A 13,278-nucleotide genomic window follows, 5' to 3' on the forward strand; every position below is an offset into this window, starting at 1 on the left:
GCCACACCGTGTCAGAGCTGACTCAGCACCGGGTAGTCGGTGTATCCCTCGGCGCCTCCGCCGTAGAACGTGGACGGGTCCGGGGTGTTGAGCGGGGCTCCGGATGCGAGGCGCGCCACCAGATCAGGTGTCGCGATGAAGTCCCGCCCGAAGGCCACGGCATCGGCCACACCGTCAGTGAGCAGACGCTGGCCGTCGTGGTGGGACATTTCTTCGTTGGCGACCACCGGGCCGCCGAATACCTGCTTGATATGGGGGAGCTGGCTGTCGTCGGCCTCGATCTCGCGGATGAACAGGAACCCGACCTGACGTTCGCGCAGTTGCGCGGCCACATAGCCGAAGAGCGCCTTCGGGTTGCTGTCGCCCATGTCGTGTTCCTCACCGCGCGGCCGCAAGTGCACGCCGACGCGGTCCGCGCCCCACACCGAGCTCACGGCGTCGGTGATCTCGAGCAGGAACCGGGCCCGGTTCTCGATGCTTCCGCCGTAGTGATCGGTGCGCACGTTGGTGCTGTCCTGGAGGAACTGGTCGATCAGGTAGCCGTTCGCGGCGTGGATATGGACGCCGTCGAAGCCGGCTTCCTTCGCGTTGAGCGCGCCGCGTCGGAAGTCCTCGACGATCCCCGGGATCTCGTCGGTCTCGAGGGCCCGCGGAAGCGGATAGTCCCGGTGCGGGCGCAGCAGGCGAACCCGGCCGGATGCGGCGATCGCGCTCGGGGCGACCGGGAGATTCCCGTCAAGGTATGTCGGATCGGAGACCCGTCCAACATGCCACAGCTGCAAGAAGATTCGTCCGCCCGCTGCGTGCACCGCGTCGGTCACCGTCCGCCAACCCGCCGTCTGCTCCGGCGACCAGATTCCGGGGGTGTCCGGGTAACCCACACCTTGCGCACTCACACAGGTGGCCTCGCTGATGATCAGTCCGGCGCCGGCGCGTTGCGCGTAGTACTCCGCCATCAGCTCGGTGGGTACCCGTCCCTCCCCGGCCCGGCAGCGCGTCAGCGGGGCCATCACGATGCGGTTCGGCAAAACGATGTTTCCGATGGTCAAGGGGTCGTGCAGCAGCGACATTATGCAGATCTCCTGAAAAGTTGTTTCCGGACATGAGAGCGAAGAGGCATGGGCGTCGAGTCGCGGGTCGGCATCGGTGCCAGGGAACCCGGGCGACGGATAGTTGCATACGCCCGTCAAATGATTGCACAGACTTATATGCGGCGCAAGCAACTATATTTCGCGGGCGGCTGGGGCCAAGGCCGGAGAACGTCCTTCGTGCAGGTCACTATCGGGTGCGAGCATCACTTTGACGTGTGATCGGGTGTCCTGTGCGGCGGCGAGTGCTTCGACACCGGCGGAGAGCGGGAACACCGCGGACACGATGGCCGACAGGTCGAGTCGGCTGTGTCCGACGTAGCGGATGGCGGCAGGCCAGATCGCGGCGGGCGCCCCGACCGATGTCCTCACTGTCAGGTCGCGTTCCTGGATCAGGCCCAGGCGTGCCGGCACCGGGGTGGGTCGGGAGACCCCCATCAGCAGGATGCGCCCGCCCACATCGGCGCCTTCCAGCGCATTCGCCTGGGCGATGGGATTGCCTGATGCTTCGATGACCAGATCGGCATAGGGGCGACCACCGATGTCCGCCAGTTCGGGAATCGTCCCCGAGGTGGGGTCGAGCGCACCGGTTGCCCCCAACTCGAGTGCTCGCTGGCGACGGATGGGGCTGGGGTCGAACACGATCACCTGTGCACCCGAGTGCCGCGATTGCATGAGGGCGTTGAGTCCGATCGCGCCGAGACCGTGGATGTGGACGGTGTCGGCGGCGCTGACCCCACCGATCGTGGTGAGGGCCTGCAGTACGCATGCGAAGGGCTCGATCACGGCGGCGCTGAGCATGCTGGTGGTCGGGGGCACGTGAAAGCACAAGTCGGCGGGAACGGTGAAGACTTCGGCTGCCGCTCCGTCGTGGGTGACACCGAACCAGTCGTTGCCACCGAGGTGACCATGCCCGAGAACCCGATCCCCGGGCCGGAATTCGGTCACCTCGGCGCCGATTGCCTCGACGATGCCCGACCATTCGTGTCCGAGCGAGTGTGGATAGGTGATGCGGAAGGTCTCGGGCATACGGCCGTGCAGAATCTCGGCGTCGGTGCCGCAGATCCCGACGAACGCCAGCCGCACGACGAGATCTCGTGGTCCCATCGATCGGGGTGCGCGGCGATGGACGAACGGTGTGACGGCCCCGTCGAGCATGTCCACGCTGAGCGTCAGCCCGGTCGCCGCCGCGGCGGGCGCAGAAAGCGATGTCATCGGTAGTCGCCGCTCGGGTCGTCGCCCGCGTAGGCCGCCGTGAGCAATCCGCGCAGGTCGGCCTCGGTGACCTCACGTGGATTGCTGTATGGGCTGTCCACCGCTTGACGAACGACTTCGGCGATTCCGTCCTCGGGCATGCCCAGTTCCGACAGTGAAGCCGGAACCCCGAGATCTCTGCCCAGCTTCGCCACGGCAGTGCCCGGATCCGAGGACCCGGTGGCGCGTTGAAGTGCTTCGCGCGCGGCCGGCGCGGCGGTCAGGTTGTAGGCCATGACGTACGGGAGCACGACGGCGTGTGTTTCCGCATGGGGCAGGTTGAACGATCCGCCCAGAATGTGACAGAGCTTGTGATGGAGGCCCATCGTGGTCGCACCCAGAGTTGCCCCGCACAGCCATGCCGCGTAGAGGGCATCGGCGCGGGCGTCGAGATCTGCAGGATCGGTGACCACGGCGGGCAACGCGTCGAGCATTTTGTCGACGCCTTCGGCCGCCATCAGGGAAATGATCGGTGACGCATCCGGTGCGTACAGTCCCTCGACTGCGTGCGCGACGGCATTGAGGCCGCTGGTCACCGAAATGGCCACGGGCAAACCGACAGTCAGTTCCGGATCGTAGATCACCGACCGCGGCAGCACCCGCTCGTCACGTCCGGTGCGCTTGACACCGTCATCGGTGATCCCCCAGATCGGGGTCATCTCCGATCCCGCATACGTCGTCGGCACTGCGATGATCGGCAGATCCGATCGCAGGGCGAGGGCCTTGCCGAGTCCGGTGGTCGACCCGCCACCGGCGCACAGCACGGCGTCGGCTCCGGCGCCGCGGATGAACGCAAGCGCATCATCGATGATCGAGGCCGGCACATGCATCGTGGCGTGCGGATAGACCCCCAGTCCCGCTGCACCGAGAAGCCTGTTGACTCGTTCGCCGAGTTCCCGTTGCTCGGGGGTGGTGATCACCACCGCCTTCGTTGCTCCGATGGCAGTGAGCTCATCGGCCAGTTCGTCGATGGCACCGGCCCCGAAGCGGACGCGCATCGGTTGAGCTTCGTATGCGAAAGAATGCATCAGTGGTTGTCTCCGCCTTCTTTGTGCAATGTGATGTCGATCTGCGCTTCGACGAATGCCCCTGTCACCCCGCACGGGTTGGCGGTGCCGTCCTCGCGTGGGGCGAATTCCCGGACAAGTGAATCCTTGACCGCGAAAACAGCATCCGAGTCGAGGTAGTCGCTGCCTCCGATGAAGATGTGGGTGGTCAATTCCCGGAAACCCGGTGCAGCAACGATGAAGTGGATGTGCGCGGGGCGATACGGGTGCCGGTTGGTCGCATGAAGCAACTCACCTACCGGACCGTCTGTCGGAATCGGGTAGTACGCCGGAACGACGGAGGTGAAGTAGAACTTGCCGTCCTCGTCCGCGGTGAGCAGCCCGCGACCATTGCCCTGTGGCTGCTCGTCCGGTTGTTGCACGTCGTAGAAACCGTGGGTGTCGGCTTGCCAGACGTCGACGACGGCATGTGCAACGGGTTGTCCCTGCTCGTCACGGACGGTGCCGTGCACTACACACAGTTGTCCGTCGCTGACGGGGGAGATGTTCTCGCCGAGCTCTCGTACGGGGGAGTCGACCATGTGGAACGGCCCGAGCACCGTGGAGTCGGTGGCGTCCGGTGTCTCGATGTCGTTGAGGGTTTCCACCAGCATCGACACGCCGAGCACGTCCGAGAGGAGAATGAATTCCTGACGTACCTCGTCGCACTTCTGTCCGGTTCTGGTCAGGAAGTCGATCGCCGCTTCCCACTCCTCGAACGACAGGTCGACCTCGGCCACGAAGTCGTGCAGGTGCCGGGTCAGTCCGCGAAGAATTTCTTGCAGACGCGCATTGGGCGTGTCCTCGAAACTGGCGTAAACCTCCTGGGCGAGGGCGTCCAGGCGTTGCGTGTCGCGAGTCATTTTCCGGCTCCTGCAGTCGCACGGGGGGTGGGTTGATAGGCCAGCAAGAGCCAGCGCCCGTCCTGACGAACCCACACCGCAATGCACGAGTTGTCGATGCTCTTCTCGCGGCCACCCACCGTCAGGTGTGCTCGCATGTGGCCCACGACCACGGCGGTGTCACCGGTGACGAGGACGTCCGAGACCGGGTGGTCGATCGAGTGATACCGCAGAGCACCCGTAGCCAATTTGGTGAGGTACTCGTCCAGCGTGTCCCGTCGACCATCGGAGTGGGCGTAGGTCAGTGCGGGGTGTGCAAGGCGGCGAAGTGTGTCCGTATCGCCGGCCACCGCTGCCTGGTACCTGATGTTCTCATTGGCCACGAGGTCGTCGCGATCTGCGAAGGTGGTGGTCATCGTGCATTCTCCTGTCGAACGGGTCCCGGCAGCCGACCGGTGTGGTCGAGGGTCTGCGTAAACGAGGTGATGGTGTGGCGGTGCCAACGCTCATGTGCTGCACCTCTCTGCAAGCGCTCGCACAATCTTGGCTTTGCAAGCGCTTGCTGTCAACTACCGCATACTTGCTCGCAGCCGCCGTCAGGCACTGCACCGGCAGTCGGATAAGTCCTCTGGCCAGCATGCATGGGCTTCTCTGATTGGATTCGAATCAATCTCGCCGCAGGGTGATGTGGTCTCTGGGGTCGCCCCTCACGACGCCGGAAAGGTATCCGAGTTGCGGATTTCGTCTTCTTGGACCAGCGCAAATCCATGCGATCGCTTGCTGAAAAGTGGTCGAGACATCGCTTCAATCAGCGAAGTGTGTCGGGCCAAGTACGTTATTTGCGCTGTTCAGATCCATTTTCTTCCGCATCTGTCGATGCGCCGGTTGACAGCAAGCGCTCGCATGGGGCACTCTTAGGCGAGCGCTTGCAAGTGATCTGTAGCACTTAGCGCGAAATGGAGAAGGGTATGTCACAGGCCAGTGTGTGGACGAAGACGTTCAGCGAAAACAGTGCGGCACCGCGGTGCGAACTGACTGATCGTCTGGAGAACCGAGGCCGCAGCGGACAGCGTTTTCGCCCTACTCGGTCACGACTTCTGCGATCAACGACATGCGTATCGACTCAGCCAGGCAGCTCAGAGCGGACCCGAGAGCCGCGTCTGCCCGTCGAGACAACGGACTGCACCGGCTCATGACCCCTATCCGCACACCAATTCTGCGGATACATCCAGATTCACCTTCCACTAGGAGATCCCCCATGGCAATTCGCCACGTCACTGTGGGTGCTGCGCTCGCCCTCACGGGTGTGCTCGCGCTGACTGGTTGTGGGAGAGGCGGTGACAACGGCGGCACCTCTGTTGGTTTCTCCGCCGGGTTCCTCGACTCTCCTTTCAACTCCGGCCTGGTCAAGGCCGTCGAGTCTCAGGCGAACGCGGACGGCAGCGGCCTTTCGATGCTGCCCGCCACCGACGCGCAGAGCGATCCGGGCAAGCAGATCACTGATATCAACACGCTGCTCACCCAGGGCGTGCAGGGACTGGTGATGTTCCCGTCCGACAGTGATGCGATTGTTCCCGCGATCGAGGCGGCCAACGCCAAGAACGCCCCTGTCATCACGGTCGACATCGCCGGCAACGGCGGTGACATCTACATGAACATCCGCGCCGACAACGTTGCGATGGGGCGCAGCGTGTGCGAGCAGCTCGGCGCGATCACCGGTGGGAAGGGCCGAGTACTGGAGATTCACGGAGACCTCGGTACCTCGTCTGGGTTCGACAGGAATCAGGGATTCAACGAGTGCATGTCCTCGCGGTTCCCGGGAGTCGAGGTCGTTTCCCGCGATGCGAAGTGGAAGACCGACCAGGCTGTCGATGTCGCGCAAACCACGTTGTCCACCCAGGATTTCGACGGGGTGTTCTTGGCAAGTGATTCCGTGATGTACAACGGCGTCAAGAACGTCATGTCCGACATGGGCAAGCTGCAACCGGTGGGAACGGCCGGCCATGTTCCGTTGGTGACAATCGACGGTACGAAGGAGGCCCTGCAGGGAGTCCGCGACGGCTACGTCGACGCGGTCGTTTCACAGCCTGTTGATCTGTACGGAAAGTATGCAGTCCAGTACCTCAGGGACGCGCTGGCCGGCAAGCAGTACCAGCCCGGTCCGACCGATCACGCCAGCACCATCGTCGAGTACAAGGGCAATCTGGCCGACATGCTCCCCGCTCCGGTGGTGACCACGGCCAACGTCGATGACTCCTCACTGTGGGGGAACCAGTCATGAGTGCGGCCGTATCAACCGATTACGCGATCGAAGCCACGAACATCACCAAGACCTTCGGGTCGACCCGGGCGCTGCGCGGTGCGTCGCTGCAGGTTCGGCGCGGCGAATGCCACGCATTGTTGGGCCGCAACGGCGCCGGCAAATCCACGTTGATCGCAGTGCTGACCGGTTTGGTGCACGCGGATACGGGGACGCTGACCTTCGGTGGGCTCCAGAACGAGACCGCGGGTGATGCCGTTGCGTGCGTGTACCAGAAGAGCACCCTGGTTCCCGACCTGACCGTGGCGGAGAACATCACCATGGGAGCCCAGCCGAAGACACACTTGGGATTCGTCGACTGGAAGACCATCAACACCGTCGCCCGGGACCTCCTGAGGCGATGGGGCAACCCGCAGCTCGCCGAGAAACTCGTCTGCGACCTCGAGCCGATCGAGAAGAAGATCGTCGAGATCTGCCGCGCACTCTCTCGTGGCCCTCGGATTCTGCTCCTCGACGAGCCCACCGCGGGACTCGACGGTGCAGGAGCGACCGAGCTCTTCCGGCAGATCGAAACCCTCAAGAGCGATGGCGTGACCGTGCTGTACGTCTCCCATCACCTCGAAGAGATCTTCGCCATCTGCGACAGCGTCACCGTTCTTCGAGACGGGACCGATGTCATGTCATGCCCGATGAGTGATCTCACGATGAACTCACTCATCGCGTCCATGACCGGCAGCACCGGCGACGATGCCGCAGCACCCTCGAAGGACAGGGCACGGGCGAACGGCCATACGACGGGCTCGAAGTCCGGTGCCGCACTACTCGAGATCGAAGACCTGCACATCGACAATCGAGTCCACGGCTTCGACCTCTCGGTACGCCCGGGGGAGTGCGTGGGGTTGACCGGACTCGATGGAGCCGGCCATGTCCACATCGGGCGGGCGATAGCAGGGCACATTCGCCCCGATCGAGGCCGGATCCTCCAACGCGGAAAGGCACTGAAAAGTGTTCCCGCGCAAGCGATCGACGCTGGAATCGGCTTCGTGCCCGAGGACCGCCACATCGACGGCTACGTGCCCGAACTGTCGGTCGAGGAGAACGCCACGCTGACGATCCTTCACAGGATCAAGAAGCGGACCGGGTTCGTCGATACCGACAAACGTCGCGGGATCTATCGGAAACTGTCCGACGAATGGACGATTGTGGCCAGTTCACCCAGCCAGCCGGCAGAACAGCTTTCGGGTGGAAATCAGCAAAAGGTCGTCCTCGCCCGTGCGCTGGCATCCGAACCGCACACGCTGGTCATCATCAACCCCACAGCTGGGGTCGACGTCGCAGCCAAGCAGTCGATTTACGACACCCTCACCGAGCTGACCCGCGAAGGGAAAGCGCTGATCGTCGTCAGCGGCGACGACGACGATCTCGATATCTGCGACAGAGTTTTCGCCCTGCGCAAAGGCCGGGTAGTTCGTGAGTTCATCGGGGGCTTTTCCGAGGACGATCTGGTCGCCGCCGTCCAAGGCGCGGACGCGCCCTCACTCACCAACGAGTTTTCCTCTCCAGATGAAACTAGGAGTTCGTCATGACCACCAGCGTTGAAGGCGCGAAAGCCCGGCCGGCAACTCATCCGGAACCACCCCAGCCGACTGCATGGGCAAAGATCCGCAACAGCAGTGCGCTGCGCGAGCTGTCCCTCCTACCGGCGATATTGGTAGTCATGGTGCTGGGCTTCATCTTGTCGCCGCAGTTCTTGACGGTGAACAACCTGCTCAACAACGTGTTGGTCAACTCCGCCGTCCTCGGCGTGGTCGTGGTGGCCGAGAGCATCATTTTGATCTCGGGTTACTTCGACCTCTCACTGGAATCGATCGTCGGATTCATCCCGATGATCGCCGCGTGGCTCAGTGTTCCGTCGGCTCTGGGAGGCCTCGGTATCGAACTGCCCGCCGTTGCCACGATCGCCATCGGATTCGTAATAGCGGGACTGATCGGACTGCTCAACGGGTATCTGGTGGCAAAGCTGAAGCTCAACGCCTTCATGGTGACGCTGGCAATGCTGATCTTCCTGCGAGGCATCACCATGGGTGTCTCGGCCGGCCAAACGCTCAGTGGCTTGCCCACGCCGCTGCTGTGGCTCGGACGCACCAGCGTCCTGGGCATTTCCGTACAGGTCTGGCTGTTCGTTCTGATCTTCGCGCTCGCGTGGCTGATCATGCGCAACCACCCCATCGGACGCCGACTGTACGCAATGGGCGGCAACGAGGCTGCTGCGGAAGCCGCCGGCATCCGTACCACCCGCATGACGATCGCGGTGTTCGTCACCGGAGCCCTCATCGCAGCCTTCGCAGGCTTCATGCTCACCGGACGGATCGCTTCGGCGACATCCAATCAGGGTGACGGCCTGATCTTCACCGTCTTCGCCGCAGCCGTGATCGGCGGCATCAGCCTCAACGGCGGCAAAGGATCGATGATCGGCGCCTTCCTCGGTGTGATCATCCTGGGCATGGTCGACAACATCCTCACCCTCTCCCGTGTTCCGAGCTACTGGGTGCAAGCGACGTACGGATTCATCATCCTCGCGGCCCTCGTGGTCAACCGATTCGCCAGCCAACGAGAACACCGGCGATCGGTGTAGAACCCCCTGCCAGAAAACGAAGAAAGGAAATCTAGTGACAAGTCCTCTGGTCATTTCGAACACCGGGTCCCCGAGCGAGCTGCACGGCCTGCACGGCGGCCGGGGAGTCGACAAGTGGAAGAGGTTCGTAACCGGACTGATGCTCCACGCCGACTGGGATTCCTTCGAACACAACCGTGTCGAGGTCGGCGGACTCATCGGTGAACACATTCACACTCGCACCGAGGAAATCTACTTCATCGTCAGCGGTCGCGGATTGATGAAGCTGGACGACGAGACCCGCGAAGTAGGGCCGGGCGACCTCATCATGACCCCACTCAACGGCCGCCACTCGATCGAGAACATCGGCGAGGACGAACTCGAATTCATTGTCGTCGAAGCGCTTCCGCCGTCAATTGTCGAGCGCCTGCCCGGCTACCGTCCGAGTGAAGTCGTCAACTGAGCGAAAGGCTGAAACCATGACAGGGTCAACAACCACCAACAAGAAGTTCGTAAACCTCTACCGCGAACCGAGCAACATCAGCGAAGTCATGGCCGGCCCGTGGGTAGACATCCGAGTGGATTCCATTGCCACCGGAGACACCCTCGAACTGGCATCCGACACCGTGGAACACGCTGGGTTCGTCATCGACGGCACCGCCACCCTCACCAACGGTGACGGGAAGGTATTCGAGCTGGAACGACAGAGCGCATTCGCCATTCCCAAGACCGGACGTGTGTCCATCGCAGCCTCATCCGATGTGTCCTTGCTGCACATCGAGATGAACGTCGACTAGCCCGCAGTCATGATTCGCACCGGGACGTCGACACGCCTCCCGGGGAACGAGGGGTGCGATCACCATACGGTGATGGCACCCCTCCGGCCGTTAGGCGGCACAGCGCACCGCGCTTCGGACAAAGCGGCCAGACAGCAGAGACCTGCTCGCCTGAGAAGGACCTACCTCGATACACCCGTGACCCGGCGGACTACGGCTGAACATCAAGTAACTCACGAATCCCGCGGTCACGAACAGCAAGCACTACCTCGAGTATTTCACCAGCAAGTACCGACTGAAACCACTGAAAAGTAGAGGAGAAGCACAATGAGCGAAGTGCTGACGGGCAAAGTCGCCATCATCACCGGAGCCGGACAGGGCATCGGTGAGGCCATCGCCCTGAGACTTGCACAGGACGGCGCTTCGATCGGCATCATCGATCTGGACACGAGCAAAGCCGAGTCGGTCGCGGACAAGATCCGCGCCTTCGGAGTCGGTGCTCGCACCGCGACCTGCGACGTCAGCGATCGTGATCAGCTGCATGCGGCTGTGGCGGAGATCGAGACCGCCCTGGGCGGCTTCGACATCATGATCAACAACGCCGGCATCGCTCAGGTCCTTCCGCTGCTCGAAGTCAGACCCGACGACCTCGAACGGATTACGCGAATCAACATCGGCGGGGTGCTCTGGGGGATTCAGGCGGCGGCAGCAAGTTTCATCGAGCGCGGTATCCGCGGGAAGATTATCAACGCATGTTCGATCGCGGCCTTCCTCGGGCAGCCGGTATTCGGGGTCTATTCCTCGACGAAATTTGCCGTGCGCGCCCTGACCCAGGCAGCTGCCCAGGAATATGCGCAATACGGAATCACCGTCAACGGCTACAGCCCGGGCACGGTCGGGACCGATATGTGGGACGAGATCGACCGTATCTTGGCCGACCGCAACGGTGTCGCGGTCGGTGAGTCCTTCCGCAACCAAGCCCATGCTGCTGCACTGGGCCGCCCGTCCACGCCGGACGACGTTGCTGGTCTCGTCGCATTCCTTGCAGGACCCGATTCGGACTACATGACGGGTCAGTCGCCCCTGGTCGATGGTGGCATGTTGTTCAACTGAACCATCGAGGACCGGGTCGGGACCGAACGTACTCGGTGGACACGACGTCAGATCTTCGAAGGGACGCGGCGTTTCGGACGTCGCTCCCTTCGAAGATCGCGTACCTCACGCCACTCACCTGCCCCGAGATGATGCCTTGCTGATGTGCGCGTGACACAGCACGAGTACACATGCAGTGAAGGGGTCGAGTCCGAACGACTACTGCACCGAGGACATGCCTCCAGGTGCGACGGTGCCGGTAGTCTCGCGAACAACGAGATGCACCGGAAGTTCGACGGACCGGGGTACGTAGGAATCCGGCTTGTCGAGCAGATCCATCATCATCTTGGCGGCCTCGACGCCCATTTCGTAGTGATTGACGGCCACTGTGGTCAATGCCGGTGCGACCAGCTCCGCCGCCGGGACATCGCTGTATCCGACGACGCTGATATCCTGCGGACACTTACACCCCCGTGCGCGCATCTCCTGCATGACACCGAAAGTGACCATATCGTTGAACCCGACGATAGCCGTCGCATTGGTGTTGTCGAGTAGGTGAGCAGCGGCTTTCCTGCCTTGCGCGGTATCGATGTGATCGATGGTCACGATCAAATTCTGATCGATGTCGAGCCCATTCTCCATCATCGCGTTGCGGTATCCACGCAAACGTGCGAGGGCAGTGCTGACCTGCGGTGGACCAGCGACGAGGGCGATCCGTCTGTGGCCCAGTTCGAGTAGATGATCGATGATCTGCGTCATGCCCATCGCATCGTTGCTGATCACTTGACCGACTTGCGGGTCGCCCGAACTGCGAAGCAAATTCACGACTGGAGCGACTCGCGAAAAACGATGAGGGTCGTCCGTGTCGCCCAGCGTCGAGGTGGTCACGATGAGGCCGTCCACTCGGCGCTCTTCCAGTGTGTGCAGATGTCGCCGCTCACGTTCGATGTCGTTGTCGGTGTTGACGATCAGGGCGGTATATCCAGCGGCGCTGGTTGCATCATCGATTCCGCGGATCATGTGCGCAAAGAGCGGGACCGCCAGGTCTCCAATGACGACACCGATCGTCGAACTTCGAGCGCTGGCCAAGCTGCGCGCCATGGTGTTGGGCCGGTAGTCGAGTTCCTCGACGGCGCGCATGACGCGTTCGAGCGTTTCTCGGCTCACTTTGTTCTGGGTCCGCACGTTCAGAGCCCTCGAAACGGTGGCAGGGTGCACGTTTGCCAATTTCGCGACGTCGTCCAATCGCGCCCGCATAGACTCCGCCTTCCGCTGAGGATCGCCCAGGAGACTTCCCTGACGTAGTCGCAGTATACCGAAATGTAAGCGCTTGCACAAATTCGAGCAAGGTGCGGCAGTCTCGCCGCGCACCCGGCTAAAATGTGTTACCTCAGGCCATTGGTGGACATCTGACGCCTAATGCGCCTTGATGAGGCCTCAAACCCGCCGATTGCGAGGGCTGTGAATGCGATCGCTTGCATTTGCCGGCATGGCATAAGTCGATGGTGCCATCGGCTAGCGAGTGGCCGCGGGTCCGCATCATCTCAGCTCAGGCAGTGATCAACTGGACGGGCACGCCTGATCCGACGGGATTGATTACGGCATCGAGGATTGTCCGCTGGGTTTCGGCGAGGTGACCAGTGCATGCGTTGGCCGCGGCGTCACCGTCGCCGGCGAGGATTGCCCGGCACATGGTCCGGTGCTCGGCGAGGGAGGTGTCGAGGCGCTGGGGGCGTGAGTGCGCGATGATGCGCAGTCGGGCGCTGTGGGGGCGTAACTCGGCGATGGAGCGGGCGAGGTGCTCGTTGCGGGTGTGCGCGATGACGGCCTGGTCGAATGCCTCGGCGAGCTCGTAGAACCGGTCCCGTCGCTGGTCGGACGGCGCCTGGTCCGCGAGAGGGTCGAGTCCGTCGAGGATCTCCGTGAAGGCCTGTCGTGCCGCGGGAACCGAGTCGATGGTGTCGGCGACCATCCGTACCGCTGCCGCTTCGAGCAACATCCGCAGCTCGAACAGGTCCCGCACCCCCTGAATGGAGATCGGCGCGACGCGGACCCCCTGCCGGTCGACGAGCGAGACCAGCCCTTCGGCCTCGAGTTGCACCAGCGCGCGACGCACCGGAGTGCGTGAAGCGGAGAAGCGCTCGCCGATGCTGATCACGCTGAGGGACTCTCCGGGACGCAAGGTCCCGTCGAGGATGCTCTCTCTGAGCTGCGCGTATACCTGCTCGCTCTTGCTGTCGGCCGCCATGTGTGCATCATAACGAACAACATGGGACTCGCCATGGCGCTCCATACGGTATACAGTG

At 62.8% G+C, this 13,278-nt stretch carries 13 protein-coding genes; 6 read left to right on the top strand and 7 right to left on the bottom strand.

Annotation, left to right across the window (positions count from 1 at the left end):
* Positions 1 to 11 precede the first annotated feature (11 nt).
* The 5 genes from ACFU5V_RS03920 to ACFU5V_RS03940 all read right to left on the bottom strand — a co-directional run bounded on the left by ACFU5V_RS03920 (position 12) and on the right by ACFU5V_RS03940 (position 4,646).
* On the bottom strand, positions 12 to 1,070 hold the full coding sequence (locus tag ACFU5V_RS03920; protein WP_378697017.1) for an alkene reductase: 1,059 nt from the start codon (positions 1,068 to 1,070) through the stop codon (positions 12 to 14).
* 153 nt (positions 1,071 to 1,223) lie between these two features.
* A complete protein-coding gene (locus ACFU5V_RS03925; protein WP_378697019.1) occupies positions 1,224 to 2,303 on the bottom strand; it encodes a zinc-binding dehydrogenase in 1,080 nt (359 codons plus the stop codon).
* Positions 2,300 to 3,370, bottom strand: coding sequence for a maleylacetate reductase (locus tag ACFU5V_RS03930; protein ID WP_378697020.1), 1,071 nt, complete (start codon positions 3,368 to 3,370; stop codon positions 2,300 to 2,302). The genes ACFU5V_RS03925 and ACFU5V_RS03930 overlap by 4 nt, the downstream gene beginning before the upstream one ends.
* Positions 3,370 to 4,251 carry a dioxygenase gene (locus ACFU5V_RS03935; protein ID WP_378697022.1) on the bottom strand — a complete coding sequence of 294 codons (882 nt, stop codon included), beginning with the start codon at positions 4,249 to 4,251 and terminating at the stop codon, positions 3,370 to 3,372. Before ACFU5V_RS03935 ends, ACFU5V_RS03930 begins: the two co-directional genes overlap by 1 nt.
* Positions 4,248 to 4,646, bottom strand: coding sequence for a nuclear transport factor 2 family protein (locus ACFU5V_RS03940; protein ID WP_378697024.1), 399 nt, complete (start codon positions 4,644 to 4,646; stop codon positions 4,248 to 4,250). The genes ACFU5V_RS03935 and ACFU5V_RS03940 overlap by 4 nt, the downstream gene beginning before the upstream one ends.
* 863 nt (positions 4,647 to 5,509) lie before the next feature.
* Here ACFU5V_RS03940 and ACFU5V_RS03945 point away from each other — a divergent pair.
* From ACFU5V_RS03945 to ACFU5V_RS03970, 6 genes are all read left to right on the top strand, one after another.
* Complete coding sequence (locus ACFU5V_RS03945) at positions 5,510 to 6,511, top strand: sugar ABC transporter substrate-binding protein (protein ID WP_378697026.1); 1,002 nt, start codon at positions 5,510 to 5,512, stop codon at positions 6,509 to 6,511.
* Complete coding sequence (locus ACFU5V_RS03950) at positions 6,508 to 8,076, top strand: sugar ABC transporter ATP-binding protein (RefSeq protein ID WP_378697028.1); 1,569 nt, start codon at positions 6,508 to 6,510, stop codon at positions 8,074 to 8,076. The genes ACFU5V_RS03945 and ACFU5V_RS03950 overlap by 4 nt, the downstream gene beginning before the upstream one ends.
* Positions 8,073 to 9,125: an ABC transporter permease gene (locus tag ACFU5V_RS03955; protein WP_378697030.1), complete on the top strand. Its 1,053-nt coding sequence runs from the start codon at positions 8,073 to 8,075 to the stop codon at positions 9,123 to 9,125. Before ACFU5V_RS03950 ends, ACFU5V_RS03955 begins: the two co-directional genes overlap by 4 nt.
* Positions 9,126 to 9,159: 34 nt before the next feature.
* Positions 9,160 to 9,567, top strand: a complete 408-nt coding sequence (locus ACFU5V_RS03960) for a cupin domain-containing protein (RefSeq protein WP_218271209.1) — start codon at positions 9,160 to 9,162, stop codon at positions 9,565 to 9,567.
* Between the two features lie 16 nt (positions 9,568 to 9,583).
* On the top strand, positions 9,584 to 9,901 hold the full coding sequence (locus tag ACFU5V_RS03965) for a hypothetical protein (RefSeq protein ID WP_378697032.1): 318 nt from the start codon (positions 9,584 to 9,586) through the stop codon (positions 9,899 to 9,901).
* A gap of 306 nt (positions 9,902 to 10,207) precedes the next feature.
* A complete protein-coding gene (locus tag ACFU5V_RS03970; RefSeq protein WP_378697034.1) occupies positions 10,208 to 10,993 on the top strand; it encodes an acetoin reductase in 786 nt (261 codons plus the stop codon).
* A gap of 198 nt (positions 10,994 to 11,191) precedes the next feature.
* Here the strand turns inward: ACFU5V_RS03970 and ACFU5V_RS03975 are convergent, their stop codons facing one another.
* Together ACFU5V_RS03975 and ACFU5V_RS03980 are read right to left on the bottom strand one after the other, a co-directional pair.
* Complete coding sequence (locus ACFU5V_RS03975) at positions 11,192 to 12,217, bottom strand: LacI family DNA-binding transcriptional regulator (protein WP_378697036.1); 1,026 nt, start codon at positions 12,215 to 12,217, stop codon at positions 11,192 to 11,194.
* A gap of 304 nt (positions 12,218 to 12,521) precedes the next feature.
* The gene (locus ACFU5V_RS03980) at positions 12,522 to 13,220 is read right to left on the bottom strand and encodes a GntR family transcriptional regulator (RefSeq protein ID WP_378697038.1); all 699 of its coding nucleotides are present in this window, start codon (positions 13,218 to 13,220) and stop codon (positions 12,522 to 12,524) included.
* Between the last annotated feature and the right edge of the window lie 58 nt (positions 13,221 to 13,278).

It is taken from the genome of Rhodococcus sp. NPDC057529 (assembly GCF_042802055.1).
GTDB lineage: Bacteria > Actinomycetota > Actinomycetes > Mycobacteriales > Mycobacteriaceae > Rhodococcus_F.

Excerpts from the sequence above, each read along its gene's own strand:
- ACFU5V_RS03920 (WP_378697017.1), bottom strand. The coding sequence starts at position 1,070 with ATGTCGCTGCTGCACGACCCCTTGACCATCGGAAACATCGTTTTGCCG.
- ACFU5V_RS03925 (WP_378697019.1), bottom strand. The coding sequence starts at position 2,303 with ATGACATCGCTTTCTGCGCCCGCCGCGGCGGCGACCGGGCTGACGCTC.
- ACFU5V_RS03930 (WP_378697020.1), bottom strand. The coding sequence starts at position 3,370 with ATGCATTCTTTCGCATACGAAGCTCAACCGATGCGCGTCCGCTTCGGG.
- ACFU5V_RS03935 (WP_378697022.1), bottom strand. The coding sequence starts at position 4,251 with ATGACTCGCGACACGCAACGCCTGGACGCCCTCGCCCAGGAGGTTTAC.
- ACFU5V_RS03940 (WP_378697024.1), bottom strand. The coding sequence starts at position 4,646 with ATGACCACCACCTTCGCAGATCGCGACGACCTCGTGGCCAATGAGAAC.
- ACFU5V_RS03950 (WP_378697028.1), top strand. The coding sequence starts at position 6,508 with ATGAGTGCGGCCGTATCAACCGATTACGCGATCGAAGCCACGAACATC.
- ACFU5V_RS03955 (WP_378697030.1), top strand. The coding sequence starts at position 8,073 with ATGACCACCAGCGTTGAAGGCGCGAAAGCCCGGCCGGCAACTCATCCG.
- ACFU5V_RS03965 (WP_378697032.1), top strand. The coding sequence starts at position 9,584 with ATGACAGGGTCAACAACCACCAACAAGAAGTTCGTAAACCTCTACCGC.
- ACFU5V_RS03970 (WP_378697034.1), top strand. The coding sequence starts at position 10,208 with ATGAGCGAAGTGCTGACGGGCAAAGTCGCCATCATCACCGGAGCCGGA.
- ACFU5V_RS03980 (WP_378697038.1), bottom strand. The coding sequence starts at position 13,220 with ATGGCGGCCGACAGCAAGAGCGAGCAGGTATACGCGCAGCTCAGAGAG.